Raw genomic sequence first — 14,789 nt, 5'->3', positions numbered from 1 at the left:
GCGATCGTCGATGCGTCGTCCGAACAGTATCTGCTCGAAGTGTGGCCGGCCGATGCTCCCGCCGGGGCGATCGACGACTCGAGGACAGCGAATGGGCGACTCGCCGGTGACCGAGGTCGTGAAAGGTTCGCGACTGACGCAACAGCGCGGCTACGCGGACCGGTCGCATGGAATCCGGAGGAATGAGCCGCCTGTCGAACGGTCAGGGTTGCTACTGCAGGGCCCGTACCGTGGGGACTCGGGTGTACTTCGGTGTCGGCGGCTGAACGGGCTCATTGTGGTTGGGTGACGCGCATGACGAAGCTGATGGTGTGGGCGGCCCTCGCGGGTGCGGTGATCGGTCTGGTGTTCCTGGGCGCCGAGGGCATCGCCAGGACTGCCGGCGACGGGACCGACGTCGTGTACGAAGGCTCGTACGAACCGCTGCGAGGAGCCGACGATCAGCAGACCCTGGATGAGCTGAACGAGGCCTTCTGGGACGGCCTGAAGTGGTGGAACCAGCTGATTCTCCCGTAGTGGGCCTACCCGCTGATCGGTGCCGGATCCGCCGCGGTGATGGCGGCGCCGTTCGCGGTCGCAGGTGTACGTGTCAGCCGCGTGCGACGATGACACGCCTCGCAGGGAGCAGGAGGGCCGGCTGGTCATACGGGAACACCGCCGCACGGCCCCCATCCGGTCGAGTCCGTGTCCGCTCCGGGCGGGGGCGAGTCGTCGCTGTCCTCGCTGCACTGTCGGTCGGCATGATCGGGTGCACAACAGAGGCCCCGGCTGAGATCGACCCCGAACAGGCGGCAGCGGATCGGGTCGCGGCCGCCGAGACAGTGCGCCGCTACTTCGACGCCTACAACGCCGGTGATGTGCAGGCGCTCAACGAGAATTCGTGTCAGGCCGCGCAGCGGACCGACGCTTCACCGCCCACGTTTCCGACGATCGTGCACGACACCGGCGTACCGACCATCACCGCGGACTCGGCATCCGTGCCGGTGAGCATGTCGATCGACGGTGGGGCCACACCGTCGGAGCCGAGGACGGTCACGATCCCGCTGGTCAGGGACGGCGGGCGTTGGGTGTTCTGCATGTTGGAGCGGCCCACCAACGGCTGAGGTTCCGCTCGATCAGCCAGGCAGTGCACCGTTCCGGATCTCCGTCGGCGCGAATGCGGCGCGTCGACGCCGCCGGAACGCCGTGGTGGTGATCAGAACAGTGCGTATTGGGCCGCGTCGGCGGCCCGGTCGCGGGCGCCGCACCAGAGGGTGTGCAGGTGCCGGGCGACGCGTGGGTGCACCTCGAGAGCGGCGGCGAGGGTGTCCCAGTCCGCACCGCGTACGCGTTCGGCATCGAGCCACCGGCCGGCGTCGCCACCGTCCGCGGTGAGCGTCCCGTCGGCGGTGACGTACCGGTCCGGGCCCGTGCCGTCTACCGCGTCGTCGTGGGTCATGCTCGGGTTCCTCCTGCTCGGAAGGTGTTGAGCCGCTTCCACGCCGAACGCTGCTGGCGGCCGAGTTCGACCATGTAGTCGAACAGCTCGTCCTCGGGTCCTTGTTCGGCGGCCTGGACGATCCGCTGCCCGGTGATGTGGAAGGACCGCCGATAGGACTGGGAGAGCACGATGTCGGCGTAGTGCACGGCGGCGGATGATCCTGTGGTGTCGGCGGTAACGACGTCCGCCAATGCTCGGCGTAGCGGTGCGTCCTTCTGCCCTCCCCCGGCCCGGTGCAGGACAGCGGCGACGGAGGCGGGGTCGTGGGGTTTGTCCGCTGGTGACGAGGTCGGCGATAACGGTGAACAGCTCCGCGTAGGCGGGCTCGGCGAAGTCGGCCGGCATCAGGGCGTCGGTGACGCGGACAGCGGCGGCGGGGTCCGTGCTCCACATGAGCGCGCAAAGGGTCAACGATTCCGGGTCGGTCCGCGGGTCCAGGCCGGCAGCGGTGTCGGTGCCGGCATTGTCGACGGCCGAGGTGTCGGGTGCGAGGTCGAGGACCGGGTCGCTCGGGTTCTGCTCGGGTTCGGGGACTGCCCGTAGTGCGCTCATGACGTCCTGGCCTTACCGGGTGTCGGTGGAGTCGGCGACCGGGTGGGTGGTCCCGGGGCCGGGGATGATGACGGCGCTGGTGGTGTCGGCGGCGAGGTCCGCTTCGATCTGGGCGGCGATGAAGTCGTGGTCGGGCTGGTAGTCGAACGCGAGGTGCGCCATGACGGTGTCTCCTTCGGGTAGGCGGGTGTGCTTGCGGGTTCGGTCAGGCTGCGGAGGCGGCGGCGAGCTGCTCGATGCGACTCACGCGGTGTCCTGACCAGTGGGTGTCGGGGCCGGCGACCACGACGGGTGCGGCCAGGTAGCCGAGGGCGAGGACGTAGTCGCGGGCCTCGGTGTCGGCGCTGATGTCGACGGCGGTGTAGTCGAGGCCGGCCTTGTCGAGCGCCCGGAACGTCGCCCGGCACTGCTGGCAGTTGGGCTTGGTGTAGACGGTGATTCCGGACATGGCTCGCGCCTTTCGACTATTCGGTGGAGTGGTTTTATTCTATTTCACTGGTGGGTTTTCATCCACCGCTGGACGGTATTTGTTCGGTAACGATGCGGTGCTTATCTCGTTGCGCTGCAACCGTTATGACCGACTTTGCGAATGGCATTCGGTCTGGTCTCGGCGGATTTTGTATTGCGCTTTCCTCGCGCTGTCGGAGTTTTTCGCGGCAGGAGTCTACGATTACGGGATGGCGTATTCGCGTGTGGAGTCGGAACTGGTGGCGAGGGCGTTGGATCGGAGTGCACCGTCGGATCTCGCGGTCGAGGCGATGGTGTCGGGGGTGCCGGTCGAGGAGACCCTGCCCCGTTCCGCAGACCCCGGCGCTGTGGATGTGGTGTGGGTGCCGGAGGGCATGCCCGACCTGTGATCGAAGCGGCCCGGCCCGTGTGGTGGCGACAGGTCCGCTGTGTGGTGGGTGCGTCGAGGTCGGCGTGAGGGCTCGATGCCCGATCGCCGGCTACCCCCGGCCGGTGGCGGGCGTCCCCCGCTCGCTGCGGGAGCCGCCCGGCCCCGTGTCTCATTCCCGGTCGGGTGCCCCGGGGAGGTGCGCCCCGGTGGTGGCGCGGACGGTCTCGGCATCGATGTCCAGTGACCGGATCTCGGCGGGGCTCATGGCGGCGTCGAGTGCCTGGCGGAGCAGTCGGAGCATGTGCGGGGTGGCGATGCCTGCGGTGGTCGCTTCGGCTTCTGCCGCGTCGTAGGCGATGTTGGCGGCCGCTCCATCCCCGGCGCGGTGGCAGAGCCACCCGGCGATGCTGAGGGCCTGCACGCGGGCTTCGGCGCGGGTGCTGCGTGCGATGGTGGCCATGACGGTGTGCGCGGATGCGCTGCCGTAGAGCGGGAGCCGGAACATCGCGTCCCGCACGGGAAGTGCGGTGATGACGGCGGCGGTGCGGGCGATGAGGCCACTGTCGGGCAGCTCGTCGGCGGAGACGACTGCGGCCAACTCCTCGAGCACCTGCGCGGCGTCGGCGTGCTCGGCCGGGTGAACCTGTTCGGCGTGGGCGTAGCGGTTCCCTATCGCGGTGCGGCTGCCCTCGATGACCGTTCCGGCGAGGGCGGTGGTGGCGGCCACCTCGGAGGCGATGGGGTCGACGTCGAACGTGGCGAGGGTGTCGAGGTCCTGGGCGGCGGCCGGTCCGGCGAGGGTGGGGACCCAGTAGGTGCCGATCACGTCGACGGCGGTGGCGAGGATTCCGGCGACGACCAGGTTCTCGACAGCGGCGGCCTTCTTGCCGGGGCGCTCTGCGATGGTGACGACGACGACCGACTCGACGCCGTGGCGACGCAATACGTCGGTCATCTTGTGCGCCTGGGTGACGACCTCGACGCGGTCGAACCTGGCGGCGAAGGTGAGGACCTTGCCGACGAACGCGAGCACGACGACGGACTCGGTGGGGACGTGCCGCAGAGCAGCGGGGATTGCGGCGATGACCTGGGCTGCGCTGGTGAGGGTGATGCGGGGTTGCGTCATGAGAATCGGAACCTTTCGAGTGGTGTGTGGCTGGGGGGCGGTCAGGATCGGAGTGCGCGGCGTGCGCTGCGGCGGTCGTAGCGGGCGCTGGCGCGTTTGACGGTGCGGCGGATCTTCGGTGCGCCGCGTCGGTGGACCAGGTGGTCGATCTCGTCTGCAGTGGACGGGTGCTGTGCGCGCATGACTGGTGCTTCCTTCCGGAACTCGTGTGGCTCGGGTCCTTGCCCTCCCCACGTTCTTTCGCCGTCATCTGGCGTGCGTAGAGGAGGCGGTGCGAGTGACCGGCGCCAGCATTCGAGTCGGAAAGTTCTCAGCCGGAGGCGCTTTCGGAGAAGTTTTCGGACCCCGCAGGGGCCGGAGCGCAGCGGAGGTCGGGTGTTGGCGGTAAGGGAGGGAGTGCCGCAGCATCGGAGTAGCCAGATGTGCCGAAAGAACGACGCCCTTCGACGGTGCGGAGCGCAGCGGAGCTCCATTCAGGCGGACGCCCGCAGGGTGGCCCACAGCCCGGCCGACCACGGCCGGCCCGTGACCAGGAACCGCCGCCCACTCCCCCGAGCTACCACGTTCCACCCGGACACGCTGGTGGCCCACTGTGCGGGAGCTGCGGACGGTGACCACGATGCGCGGGTCGCGGTAGCCCGATTTGGGTGTGTAGCCGTTCGATATGAGGTGCAATAGCCGTGGTCGGGATCGAGAAGGAGGGAGTCTGTTGTCGTGAAAAAACACGCGGTTGCACTCATCGAGGCATTCGACGAGGACAAATGGCCGAGTATCGAGTGCCCGGTGTGCCAGGAGGGGCGACTTGCAAAACAACCGGTTCCCGATGGCGAAAGTGAATGGCACATAGATCATGAGACGGCCAGTTGGAGCGATTGGGGTGATCCTTCCGACATTCGCGGAACTTTCGGGATCCGTTTTCGGTGCACTAACGAATCAGGGTGCGGTGACGCCGTCTATCTGCTGGGCGAGGTCGAAGTAGATTACGTGCAGTACCACTATCAAGGCGACGAAATGTTCGTCACTCGATTTCGGTTACGGACCGCTTTTCCGCCGTTGAGGGTGGTAGATCACCCGGAGGGTGTGCCGGACGCGGTGGCGAAGCAGCTTCGGCAGGTTGGGGCGTTGCTGTTCATGAATCCTGATGCCGCCATGAGCGCCTTGCGGCTCGCAGAGGAACTTGTCCTCGACGATCAACAAATTCCCAGGCACACTTCGGCGGGCAAGTTCATATCCTTAGACGAACGTTTATCCATGTTCAAGGCCGAAAAACCCCACCTGGATGACGTCATCGATCTTTTGTTGGCGGTGAAGTGGGTAGGCAACGAGAGCGTGCACGATGTTGTGCGAAGTCCTAACGAAGTTTTGTCCATTGTGAAACTTTTGGAGATCGCGCTGAACAGCCTTTATTCGGTGAGCGACCAGGATGAGGCCCTGAGACATGCGCGAGCCATTAACCAAAAGCGCGGATTCACCGCACCGGTTCCACAATCGTCAGCGGGAGCTGTGGAGTCATGATTTTCACTTGTTTGAAACGAGCCCCGCGCTGCTCGGCCGTGTCGGTCGGCATGTGCACGGACCTGCCTGGCCCTCCCGAGGAAGCGCCGGCAGGCGCATCCGCGCGGAGCGCTTTGGCGAAGCAGTGCGAGCGGAGCGAGCTCAATGCCCTTCAGGGTTGGCCGGCGCGAGGCCGGCGCGGAGGATCCGGAAGAGGTACGCGCCGGGTGCGTCGGCGTGGGTTGCGCTGGGGGTGATGGTGGCGTGGGTGTCGTCGAGTTCGACGATGTCGAAGGTGGTGACGCCGTTGGTGTGGAGTTTTACGTGGTCGCCTGGTTGCACAACCCGTGATGGTATCGGCAGGTAGGGCGCCCGTCGGCGGTAGCCTGGGATCCGGTACGAGCACGCGTCGAGGCAGGTAGGAGCAGCCACTGATGGCGACCCACCGGGTTGAACACGTCACCGACGACGACTGCGGCAGTGCTCCGTTGGCGGCGGCGGCCGCGGTGATGATGACGGTGCCCTGGTCGAGTCTGGTGCCGGTGGATCTTCATTCGTTCGCGTTCGCGCTTCGGTTGGTGCGGAACACCGTCACCGTCGCTTCACCGTTGACGGATGGTCTGGATGTTGCTCACGATGCGCTCGAACGTGCTGCGGGTAGTTGGTATACCCAGCTGGACCGTCATCCGGATGCGGCGGCGATGGAAGCTCGGGGCGCGTTCGATGAACTGTGCGATGTGTTGTCGCTGTCGGACTGCACGTGCGCCGACGCGGCGCTCGACCGGCGCGTGCTCCGCGCCGCTGTATCCGATGCTGCCGGCGCTCTGATGGAGTTCGTTGCTGTGCGGTCCGGTCCGCCGGTGCCGTGGGAGGTGGGTCCGGATGCGGTGACCCTCGGCCACCTGATGGTCGCCGGGTCCGCGTTGTCGACGGTGATCGCGGCGCTGGACGAGTGACTGCCTCTGTCGTGCAGACGGCGACGGCCGCGACACCCGTTGGGGTGTCGCGGCCGTCGTTGTGTGAGGTGAAGCGACGGTGCTCGCCAGTGCGCCTCTCGGCAGTGGGCCGCTCGTAGCGGCTGATTGGGTGGTACCCGGGGCATTGATGCGAGCGCCGTCTGACTGTTGTAACCGACTGCGGCCGGAACCTATTCCGGTCGGTCCGTGTCAGCGGCGGGGCACGTCCGGTCTGTGGCCGGCGCTGGCGCTGAGGTCGAAGTTGCCGGTGTGTGGCCGGGGCGCCGGCGTGGCGGCGAGGGTGTCGGCGACGAGCCGTTCCAGGCGGGGGTTGGGCCGGTCGGGGCTGTAGGCGGCGGTGTCGCAGGAGCTGGCGACGCGGAGGACGTTCTGGTCGGGGCGGTGGGGTTGGCCGGTCTCGGCGGTCCGTGCGGCGGCGTCGGCCTCGGCGTGCTCACGCAGGCGGCGGGCGTGGCCTGCCCAGTCGACGCGGGTCATGTTCGGGCCGTCTTCGTCGTGGTCAGCGAGCGGGCTCGGTGACGTCGGCGCGAAAGATGACTCCGGCGGGCTGCGCGGGAACGGCATTGAACTGCTCGGCGGCGATGTCGGCGGCCTGATTGGCCAGATCAACGGCCTCGTCCGCGCTACCGGCCTCTGCGGTGACGATCAAGCCGGCGGTGTTGGTCTCGGGGTCCGTGGGAGTGATGGACACCGTGTCGAGGTAGTCCGATGCGGATCCCCCACGTTGTTCCGCGAGGCGATCACTGACCTGCGGAAGGGGGTCGTATCCGTCGAGGCTCAGCGCGGTGAACCTGAGGGTCGGAATGTCCGCGCCTGGACGGTCCGCGTCTTGCGTGGGGTCGGTGGATGTGATGGTGATGGTTGCGGTGCGCGAGTAGGTCAGGGTGGTGGACCACCATGCTGCGGCGATGAGGCCGACTGCGACGACACAGACGACGATGACGATCGTCTGTCGGCGCTTCCTGCGTCCGGTCATCTGGATCACTCCTTGGGGTGCTCGCACAGCTGATGCTGGGGACGCTCAGCCTCCCGGATCAGCCGTGCGGCCCTGATGCGCGTGTGTGCGGGGCCGAGTGCTTCCCGGGTCGGGCCGTCGGCGAGCCTGGTGAGGTACCAGTCGCGGAGCCGGCCGGGGTTGGTAACGAGGTGCCGGTGGGCGCGCATCAGGGCAATGACGTGCTTGTGGTCGGCGATGAGGGCGGGGTCGTCGGCGATGAGTGCGGCCCGTTCTTCGTGGTCCATGAGGGGTTGGACGCAGCCGACCGTGCGTGGTTCCGCCCGCCTGGTCGGTCGGGGTTGGGGGAGCACGAGGGGGCTTGCCCCCTCGTCCGAGCCGGGGACGGTCGGCACCGGCGGTCACGGTCGACGCGCCCGCACATGCCGTGAGCGGTGCGGGGTGCCCGCTGGTGGGCACCCCGCACCGGTCGGGGTCAGTCGGTGGTGCGGGTGACGTCGGTGTAGGCGTCCTCGGCGGTGTGTTCGCCGGTGACGACCTTCTCGACCGGACCGGTGGTGTAGCCGTGCTCGGTCAGGAACGCCAGGTATCGGGCGGCTCCTCTGGGGAGTCCGTCGCGGGTCCACCGGGTCTGCGGGCTGGCCCTCCACCACGACTTGTCAGACCCGGCCATGCGAGCCTCGAGCGCGGCCAGCACCAGCGCGAGGGTGAGCACCTGGGCGCGGGCGTCGGTGGCCTTGTCAATCAGGTCCGCGATTCCGGTGATGGGGTCGGCACCGGGCACCACCTCGCGCAGCACCTCTCCGGCTTTGCCTTCGGTGAGCAGGTCGGGCGACGCGGCGAGGGTCGCGGCGACCCATCCGGCGCTGCCTTTCGGCGCGGTCTTGCGCGTCAGGAGCGCCTTGATGTGCTCGCGGCGCAGTGTGGTCTCGGCGAGACCTGCGGCGTTGAGTGCCTTGACCCGACGCCGTTCGGCCCGATCGGCCTCGGCGGCTTCGACGGCGCGGCGTGCCGCGTCGTCGGGGTCGACCCCGGCCGCACCGGCGGCGACGGCGCTTCCGTAGGCCACGGGGGTTGCCTGCGGCACCTGGTAGCCGTGCTGCTGCGCGTCGTCGGCGCTGATCCAGTAGGACGGCTCCCACACCCACCCCTCCGACACCGTCTTCGGGTGGCGCTTGCCCTCTGCGGGTGCGTCGTCGGGGCCTTCTGCGTCCCAGTCGACGCTGTCCTCTTCGACCTGCTCGCCGGTCTCGGCGTCGATCCATGCCTCGACGCGGTCGGCCCACACCGACCACCGGGCGGGGTGCTCGGCCGGGTCGACCGGCTCCCCCCTCGGCGGTGCGGATCTCTCCGGCGTAGTACCACCGGCCGTCTCCCGTTTCGGGGTCGACGGTGAGCACGGGGTGACCGGCCTCCCCGAACGGCACCAGTGCTTTTGCCCGGTCGCGTGCGTTCTTGCGGTCCTCGGTCAACCGTCGTGCGAGGTGACCGAAGTTGTAGGGGCGGTTCTCGGCGGCGTCGAGGAGCTGCGTCACGGCGTCGTCGTCGCCCATCTTCTCGAACGAGGCGATGATCGACGCCTGCTCGAGATCGAGTTGCCCTGCGTCGAGCGCCGCCCGGGCGGCGTCGGAGCCGCCGACGCGTCCAGCGACCTTCGCGGCCTTCTGGGTGACCGACAGGGCTTGCGCGACCTCTCTGACGGAGACGCCGAGGTCGAGCAGTTGGGCGACCCCTGCGGCGCGCTGGCCGTCGGTGAGGCCCGTGCGCTGATCGTTGGAGACGATCTGCTCCACGATGCGGGTCGTGTCGGCAGCGACCTGGTCGCCGTCCCGGGTGCGGATGAGCACCGGGACGACGGGGGTGTCGGTGGCGATCGCGGCGAGGGTGCGGCGTTGGCCGTCGATGACGGCGAGGGTGCCGTCACCCCGTCGCACGGCGAGGATGGGGTGCAGGACTCCGTGCTCGCGGATCGAGGCGACGAACTCGGGGGTGGCGTCGAGGTTCACGGTGTCGCGGACGTTGTCGGCGACGTCGAGGACGCTGGGGTCCACCATTGCGAGTTCGGTGCCGAGTGCGCCGGGTTCGGTTGCGGTGGTGTGGTTCTGGTCGGTGATGGTCATGATGGGTGTCTCTCCTGGTATCGTCTGTGGTGAGACACCGGGCAGGTAACAGCTGTCCGGTGTTTTTCTGTCTGTGGGTGGTGCTGGTCGGGTGGTCGGTCCCGGTCGGTGGTCCCCGGCTCCGTGGGTCGGAGCTCATCGGTTGACCTGTGCTGCGGCGGTTTCGGCGGCGTCGATCTGGGCCTCGGTGGCTCCGGCTTCGCGTGCGGTGCAGGCCCAGTAGGCGGCGCGTTCGCGGTGCGCGGCCTCGGTGGACGATTCGGGGTCGACCGCTGCTCGCTGTGCGCGTGCGGTGTAGGCGGTGATCTGCGTCAGCGCGTGGGTGCGGATGGTCAGGACCGCCTCCCCCACTGCGCCCCGGGTGGCTGTCTGGAAACTGGTGGTGGTGCTCATCGGTGGTGCTCCTTGCGATCGGTGTGGGGTGGTCAGAGGGGGCGTTCGACGCCGTGGACGAGGTCGCCTTCGATGAAGGTGAATCCGTCACCTGCGCTGTCGCGCATGGCGAACCAGTAGTCGGCGCGCATCCAGACGAGCGTGAAATGTCCGGCGTCGGTGAGTGTTCCGAGGAGGTCGCGGTCGGCTCCGTTGGGGAAGAACGCCGCACCGGACGAGCGCGGGAAGTGCCGGTTGAGTGCGGCGATCAGGTCGCCGGTGGTGGTCGCTGCTGCGGCGTCGTCGAGTGCGGCGTCGTAGGTGGTCCAGTAGGTGTCGGTGCTGCTCATGGTGGGTGGCCCCTCGTGACTCGGGCGGCTCGGACCTGCGCTGGCCCTCCCCGCGTTCTTTCGCCGTCATCTGGCGTGGCGAAGAGGAGGCGGTGCACGGGAACGGCGTCCTGCACCGGAGCCGAAAAGTTCTCAGCCGGAGGCGTTCTGAGAAGTTTTCGGACCCCGCAGGGGCCGGAGCGCAGCGGAGGTCGGGTGTGGGTAAGACGGGCCCGGGTGACGCAGTATCGGAGTAGCCAGATGTGCCGAAAGAACAATGCTCTTCGAAAGGACGGAGCGCAGCGGAGTTCCGATCAGTGGACGCCCGCCAGGGTGGCCTACGCCCGGCCCGCGGCCGGCCACTGCATCTCGCCGCCGGCCGCCGGCGCTGTCCGGAGGCGATGCCCGGCTACCGCGCCGGCGACCACTGACATGAAAAGACCCGCACCCTGTGGTGGGTGCGGGCCTGTTCGGTGGTGTGGGGTCTATCGGGTCGTGGTCGGTGGTGCTGCGTCTTTGCCTGCGGCGACGTCGCGGAGCCACTGCGGGACGGGCTTGTTGTCGTACTCGAGGAGTTTGATCGACGCTTCGGCGGCGGCGGATCGGACTTTCATCGAGCGGCCCCGGCTCACGGTGCGGCGTTCGGTGGTGGTCATCGCGGATCCTCCGTTTCGGTGTCGTGTTCATTGTCCCCTGTGTCGTCCGGTTCCGCCAGGTCGTCACCGGCGGTGTACTGCGAGATCGCCTGCAGGGTGTCGCGGTCGGTGGCGGCGATGAACGGTGTCGTCGCGACGGTGCCGAACACTTTCCACCCGAGGGCGGCTTCGTCGTCGTCCTTGCTGACGGTGCGTTCCAGGCACCAGGTGATGCGTTGCCAGGACTGGGCGCGGTTGTCGGCGCGGGTGCGTTGCAGGACGGTGAAGGCGACCCCGACGACGGCGAGCGCGCCGACGATCAGGGTCACCCATGATTGAGCGGGCACTGAGATTCCTTCCGATGGTGCGAACAGGTCAGGCGGCGGCGGTGTCACCGCTGTCGGTGGCGGGGTGGGGGTCGAGTGCGTCGGCGAGCTCGTGCACGGTAGCGAGGACGGCGCGGGCGGTGTCGGTGACGGTCTCGACGTCGCCGTTCGACCATCCGGCGACGTAGCCGACGCTGTACGCGGCGGTATCGAGTCCGAGGATCCCGGCCAGGACGTACGCGACGGACTCGGCTTCGACCTCCATCCGGCCTCGGTGCATGTCGCTGCGGTCCTCGGCGGTGACGGTGTCGGCGGCGTGCATGAGGGCGTGGGCGGCTTCGTGGATCATGGTTTTCGCTGCCTGTGCGGGTGCGAGGCGGGCGTCGACGACGATACGGCGGGTTCCGTCGACGGTGGTGTAGCCGTTCGTTTCCCCGTCGATGAGGTCGCGGGTGACGGTCCAGCCGCGCGCGGTCATGAGGGCGTGGACACGGTCGTAGATGGCGGCGGGGTCGTCGCCGGTGAGCCGGTGGGCGATCTGTTCGGCCTGGGGGTGGCCGTCGATGGGGTCGGTCTGGTCGTGGGCGAAGACGGACAGGATCGGGAAGGTGGGGACCTTGCGGGTGGTCTCGCCGCCGGTGGCCTGGTCGGTCTCGGTGACGGTGCGGCTGCTGTAGCCGCAGATGCGGATCGCCTTCTCACCCTTGCGGACCTGCCGTCCCTGGGCCTGCCACGCCCGGAATCCGGCGACCTGCGTCGCCGTCGGGCGCTGAGCCAGGATCAGCATGACGTTGTTGAACGAGTAGGAGTGGAACGCGGCCATGTGGTCGAGGTAGGCCCGCCACGCGTCGGAGTCGACGAGGGCGGCGACCTGGTCGGTGATCGAGTTGTGCAGTCGTTCGGCCAGCTCGCGGCGGGCGTGGGCTTTGTCCTCGGCGGACGTGGTGCTGGTGCGGGCGGCGCGGCGTGTGGTCATGGTGATCGGTCCCTCTCTCCCAGTGTTCTTTCGCCGTCATCTGGCGTGGGGAGAGAAGGGCGGTGCACGGGAACGGCGTCCAGCACCCGAGTCGAAAAGTTCTCAGCCGGAGGCGTTCTGAGAAGTTTTCGGACCCCGAGGGGACGGAGCGCAGCGGAGGTCGGGTGTTGGTAAGACGGGCACGGGTGACGCACGATCGGAGAAGCCAGATGGTCGAAAGAACAACGCTTTTCGACAGAACGGAGCGCAGCGGAGTTCCGACCAGTGGACGCCCGCCAGGGTGGCCTACGCCCGGCCGCTCACGGTCGGCCTGCGATCAGGTTCCGCCGGCCACTCCCCCGCGGCTGCCCCCTTCCCGCTGTTCGGCTGGGTGGCGATTGTGCGGGAGCGACGGAGCCTGGCCACGTTGCGCGGGTCGCGGTAGCACTCGGCGTACGTGGCGCTGGCGATCGGTTCGTGGCTGTTGCGCTGGTGTAGTCGAGTTGGCAGTGTGTGGTCGTCCGGCGGCGAGGCGTTTCGCTGTTGGACTCGGTCGAGTAGACGCCTGCTCGGACGCCCCTTTGGCTGCATAGCCTTTGGATGAGATTGCTGGGCCGTACCGACGGATGCGGCCCAGTCGCCTGTCAATCGTTAGGTCTCGCCGCCGTCCGTGGCCGCTTCACACCGGTGGTTCTCGCGCGCGCTGCCGGGGACAGCGCGAGTTCTGGTTCGATGCCGAGTTCGCGGCCGATACGTCGAAGCGTCGTGCGTCTGGTTCGTTGCGGGTCACAGTAGTTGGCTGCCATTTGCGCCCAAACCAACGCTGCGGCGGTGACGAAGATCCAGGCGTCGCCCATGTTCTGTGCGTGGGCGCTGACGTAGAGCTCGCTGTCGATGGATCGGAGATATTGATCCGCAACGAGTATCGAGGGGTGGGTGAGGCTACTGGCTGCCCGGTAGTAGAGGTATGCGTCGACTCCGGCAAGGTCGAGGTCGTGGCAACGCCCTTCGAAGTTGCGTGCCTGTGCATCCGAACTGGTCGACAGCCTTGGCACTATCTGTCGACTGATTGCGTCGACGGAGTCGCGGAACCCCTGGCCACGGGCATTGGGCAGTTCGCGCACGATGGCTTTGCGGTTACGTGCGTCTTCATTGATGAATGCGGGCGCGGCGTCGGGTAGTTGCGCCAGCCAGTGGGCGGTGATTGCTGATTCGTAGGCTGCTCGCACCAGCGGCATGAGAGTCATTCCGCTGCTGCCGGATCGGGCGAGCGTCAATACGCCGGAACCCAGCTCGGTGACATGCGACGATAGAGCCATAACGAGTGCGGCGGCCGCGGGTTCGTCCGCATCCCGCGGACGGGCGAACTGTTGGTCCGGCACCGCCAGGAACTGATTCCATCCGGAGCAGAGTTCGTCGACAATCTCCAGCAACCGTTCGCGCGTTGGTGGGGTGTGTTCGTAAGTGCTCACGCACGGCCCCTTCCCATGGCTGCTTGCTCGAAGTGACGATAAAGAGTGCGCTTGCTGACGCCGAGGACGTCGGCGATGTCGCCGACTGTGCTGCCCTGGTTGCGCATGCGGGTGGCTTCGCGCTTTCTGGCCGGTGTGAGTGCGGGTGGGCGGCCGCCGATCTTGCCGCGCTCGCGGGCTGCGGCGAGGCCGGCGTTGGTGCGCTCGCGGAGCAGTTGGCGTTCGAAGGCGGCGAGGGCGCCGAAGATGTGGAAGATGAGCTCGCCGTTGGCGGTGCTGGTGTCGATCTGTTCGGTGACGGACGCGAATGCCACTCCCCTGGCTTTGAGTCCGTCGACGAGCTCGATCAGGTGCGGGAGGTTGCGGCCGAGTCTGTCGAGTCGCCAGACGCAGAGAGTGTCGCCGGGCAGGAGCGTGGCGAGGAGCTCGGTGAGTGCCGGCCGCGTCGTGGTGGATCCGCTGACGGTGTCGATGAAGAGTCGTTCGCATCCGAACGCTGTCAGAGCGTCGCTCTGTAGTGCGGGGGTCTGTTCGGTGGTCGAGACCCTGGCGTAGCCGTATTTGTGTCCCACAGGGCCGAAGGCTGCCACAACTCACCGACACGGACTGTTTTGACACGGCAGGTTCCGCTTACGTTTTTGGCACGCGGCCGGTCCTGGTCGACCGATCGGCCGATCGCGGCTACGGACCTGCGCCAGAAACGATCGTTTTCGTCACAGGCCGAAGCCTTGAGCCGAAGGCGTATAACAAACCGTGAAGTCGATTACCGTGGCGGCTATGTCGTGGACCTCGTCGCCCAAAGATTCGGTACTGGGCTTGGCCGTGCTTCTATGCATTGGGACAGCGTTGGTAGTCCCGATCGTCGGTGCCGCCCTCTCGGTGGCGAGGGGCGAGACGCTGAACAACAGCCCTGGGTGGATAGCGCTCGGTGCGCTCGTGTTCGTCGCTGGGACCTATGCCACCGCCTACTCCCTGCGTGGGTTGTACCTCGAGCTCGTTTCAGTGCACCGCCGCAGATACGGTCCGGTACTTGCGGCGTGGTTCGAAACGGCTGCGGTCGTCCTGCGTGGGCGGCGTTGGTAGCGGGCCTCATCGGCCTCGTTCCAGGCTCCGCGGTACTAATTGGGCTGGCCCTCGCTGCGATCACGAGTGCTGCCG

23 protein-coding genes and 1 pseudogene are annotated in these 14,789 nt (G+C 67.7%); 5 read left to right on the top strand and 19 right to left on the bottom strand.

Going from position 1 to position 14,789, the window contains the following annotated elements:
- Positions 1 to 285: 285 nt before the first annotated feature.
- Both QE397_RS00645 and QE397_RS00640 read left to right on the top strand, forming a co-directional pair.
- Complete coding sequence (locus QE397_RS00645) at positions 286 to 516, top strand: hypothetical protein (protein ID WP_307091036.1); 231 nt, start codon at positions 286 to 288, stop codon at positions 514 to 516.
- Positions 517 to 740: 224 nt separating this feature from the next.
- Positions 741 to 1,103 (top strand): hypothetical protein, encoded by a 363-nt coding sequence (locus tag QE397_RS00640; RefSeq protein WP_307091034.1) that lies wholly within the window; start codon positions 741 to 743, stop codon positions 1,101 to 1,103.
- A gap of 92 nt (positions 1,104 to 1,195) precedes the next feature.
- Here the strand turns inward: QE397_RS00640 and QE397_RS00635 are convergent, their stop codons facing one another.
- The 4 genes from QE397_RS00635 to nrdH form a co-directional block, all read right to left on the bottom strand.
- Complete coding sequence (locus QE397_RS00635) at positions 1,196 to 1,438, bottom strand: hypothetical protein (RefSeq protein WP_307091032.1); 243 nt, start codon at positions 1,436 to 1,438, stop codon at positions 1,196 to 1,198.
- Positions 1,435 to 1,671: a hypothetical protein gene (locus tag QE397_RS00630; RefSeq protein ID WP_307091029.1), complete on the bottom strand. Its 237-nt coding sequence runs from the start codon at positions 1,669 to 1,671 to the stop codon at positions 1,435 to 1,437. Before QE397_RS00630 ends, QE397_RS00635 begins: the two co-directional genes overlap by 4 nt.
- Before the next feature lie 373 nt (positions 1,672 to 2,044).
- Complete coding sequence (locus QE397_RS00625; RefSeq protein ID WP_307091027.1) at positions 2,045 to 2,194, bottom strand: hypothetical protein; 150 nt, start codon at positions 2,192 to 2,194, stop codon at positions 2,045 to 2,047.
- A gap of 43 nt (positions 2,195 to 2,237) precedes the next feature.
- Positions 2,238 to 2,480 carry a glutaredoxin-like protein NrdH gene (nrdH, locus tag QE397_RS00620; RefSeq protein WP_307091026.1) on the bottom strand — a complete coding sequence of 81 codons (243 nt, stop codon included), beginning with the start codon at positions 2,478 to 2,480 and terminating at the stop codon, positions 2,238 to 2,240.
- 229 nt (positions 2,481 to 2,709) lie between these two features.
- On the opposite strand from nrdH, the gene QE397_RS00615 reads away from it, so the two are divergent.
- A complete protein-coding gene (locus QE397_RS00615; protein ID WP_307091024.1) occupies positions 2,710 to 2,889 on the top strand; it encodes a hypothetical protein in 180 nt (59 codons plus the stop codon).
- Positions 2,890 to 3,039: 150 nt separating this feature from the next.
- Here the strand turns inward: QE397_RS00615 and QE397_RS00610 are convergent, their stop codons facing one another.
- Together QE397_RS00610 and QE397_RS00605 are read right to left on the bottom strand one after the other, a co-directional pair.
- Positions 3,040 to 3,996, bottom strand: coding sequence for a DUF4192 family protein (locus tag QE397_RS00610; protein WP_307091022.1), 957 nt, complete (start codon positions 3,994 to 3,996; stop codon positions 3,040 to 3,042).
- Positions 3,997 to 4,037: 41 nt separating this feature from the next.
- Complete coding sequence (locus QE397_RS00605; RefSeq protein WP_155957156.1) at positions 4,038 to 4,178, bottom strand: hypothetical protein; 141 nt, start codon at positions 4,176 to 4,178, stop codon at positions 4,038 to 4,040.
- A gap of 532 nt (positions 4,179 to 4,710) precedes the next feature.
- Between QE397_RS00605 and QE397_RS00600 the strand changes: the two genes are divergently transcribed.
- Positions 4,711 to 5,511 (top strand): DUF4145 domain-containing protein, encoded by an 801-nt coding sequence (locus QE397_RS00600; RefSeq protein ID WP_307091019.1) that lies wholly within the window; start codon positions 4,711 to 4,713, stop codon positions 5,509 to 5,511.
- Between the two features lie 141 nt (positions 5,512 to 5,652).
- Here QE397_RS00600 and QE397_RS00595 read toward each other — a convergent pair whose 3' ends face one another.
- Positions 5,653 to 5,832 carry a hypothetical protein gene (locus tag QE397_RS00595; RefSeq protein ID WP_307091017.1) on the bottom strand — a complete coding sequence of 60 codons (180 nt, stop codon included), beginning with the start codon at positions 5,830 to 5,832 and terminating at the stop codon, positions 5,653 to 5,655.
- A 146-nt stretch (positions 5,833 to 5,978) separates the two neighbouring features.
- Here QE397_RS00595 and QE397_RS00590 point away from each other — a divergent pair, with 146 nt between their 5' ends.
- On the top strand, positions 5,979 to 6,446 hold the full coding sequence (locus QE397_RS00590; protein ID WP_307091016.1) for a hypothetical protein: 468 nt from the start codon (positions 5,979 to 5,981) through the stop codon (positions 6,444 to 6,446).
- A 210-nt stretch (positions 6,447 to 6,656) separates the two neighbouring features.
- Here the strand turns inward: QE397_RS00590 and QE397_RS00585 are convergent, their stop codons facing one another.
- The 12 genes and pseudogenes from QE397_RS00585 to QE397_RS00530 all read right to left on the bottom strand — a co-directional run bounded on the left by QE397_RS00585 (position 6,657) and on the right by QE397_RS00530 (position 14,203).
- Positions 6,657 to 6,944 carry a hypothetical protein gene (locus tag QE397_RS00585; RefSeq protein ID WP_307091014.1) on the bottom strand — a complete coding sequence of 96 codons (288 nt, stop codon included), beginning with the start codon at positions 6,942 to 6,944 and terminating at the stop codon, positions 6,657 to 6,659.
- 22 nt (positions 6,945 to 6,966) lie between these two features.
- Positions 6,967 to 7,443 carry a hypothetical protein gene (locus QE397_RS00580; RefSeq protein WP_307091013.1) on the bottom strand — a complete coding sequence of 159 codons (477 nt, stop codon included), beginning with the start codon at positions 7,441 to 7,443 and terminating at the stop codon, positions 6,967 to 6,969.
- A gap of 5 nt (positions 7,444 to 7,448) precedes the next feature.
- Positions 7,449 to 7,709, bottom strand: coding sequence for a hypothetical protein (locus QE397_RS00575; RefSeq protein ID WP_307091011.1), 261 nt, complete (start codon positions 7,707 to 7,709; stop codon positions 7,449 to 7,451).
- A gap of 188 nt (positions 7,710 to 7,897) precedes the next feature.
- On the bottom strand, positions 7,898 to 8,710 hold the full coding sequence (locus QE397_RS00570; RefSeq protein WP_307091009.1) for a hypothetical protein: 813 nt from the start codon (positions 8,708 to 8,710) through the stop codon (positions 7,898 to 7,900).
- Positions 8,711 to 9,290: 580 nt separating this feature from the next.
- A pseudogene (locus tag QE397_RS21740) lies at positions 9,291 to 9,476 on the bottom strand (ParB N-terminal domain-containing protein); the annotation flags it as partial.
- Positions 9,477 to 9,677: 201 nt separating this feature from the next.
- Complete coding sequence (locus QE397_RS00560; protein WP_307091006.1) at positions 9,678 to 9,935, bottom strand: hypothetical protein; 258 nt, start codon at positions 9,933 to 9,935, stop codon at positions 9,678 to 9,680.
- A 32-nt stretch (positions 9,936 to 9,967) separates the two neighbouring features.
- Entirely contained in the window at positions 9,968 to 10,264 is a 297-nt protein-coding gene (locus tag QE397_RS00555; protein WP_307091004.1) for a hypothetical protein, read from the bottom strand.
- Between the two features lie 464 nt (positions 10,265 to 10,728).
- On the bottom strand, positions 10,729 to 10,899 hold the full coding sequence (locus tag QE397_RS00550; RefSeq protein ID WP_307091003.1) for a hypothetical protein: 171 nt from the start codon (positions 10,897 to 10,899) through the stop codon (positions 10,729 to 10,731).
- Complete coding sequence (locus tag QE397_RS00545) at positions 10,896 to 11,225, bottom strand: hypothetical protein (protein ID WP_307091001.1); 330 nt, start codon at positions 11,223 to 11,225, stop codon at positions 10,896 to 10,898. Before QE397_RS00545 ends, QE397_RS00550 begins: the two co-directional genes overlap by 4 nt.
- 28 nt (positions 11,226 to 11,253) lie before the next feature.
- A complete protein-coding gene (locus QE397_RS00540; RefSeq protein ID WP_307090999.1) occupies positions 11,254 to 12,180 on the bottom strand; it encodes an ArdC-like ssDNA-binding domain-containing protein in 927 nt (308 codons plus the stop codon).
- A gap of 623 nt (positions 12,181 to 12,803) precedes the next feature.
- Positions 12,804 to 13,631, bottom strand: a complete 828-nt coding sequence (locus QE397_RS00535; RefSeq protein ID WP_307090997.1) for a DUF5677 domain-containing protein — start codon at positions 13,629 to 13,631, stop codon at positions 12,804 to 12,806.
- Positions 13,628 to 14,203 carry a recombinase family protein gene (locus QE397_RS00530; protein WP_307090995.1) on the bottom strand — a complete coding sequence of 192 codons (576 nt, stop codon included), beginning with the start codon at positions 14,201 to 14,203 and terminating at the stop codon, positions 13,628 to 13,630. Before QE397_RS00530 ends, QE397_RS00535 begins: the two co-directional genes overlap by 4 nt.
- Between the last annotated feature and the right edge of the window lie 586 nt (positions 14,204 to 14,789).

Origin of the sequence: Rhodococcus sp. SORGH_AS_0301, assembly GCF_030818285.1 — a bacterium.
GTDB lineage: Bacteria > Actinomycetota > Actinomycetes > Mycobacteriales > Mycobacteriaceae > Rhodococcoides.
The sequence above is the reverse complement of the archived record's forward strand: the minus strand, read 5'-3'. Positions and strand labels throughout refer to the sequence as shown.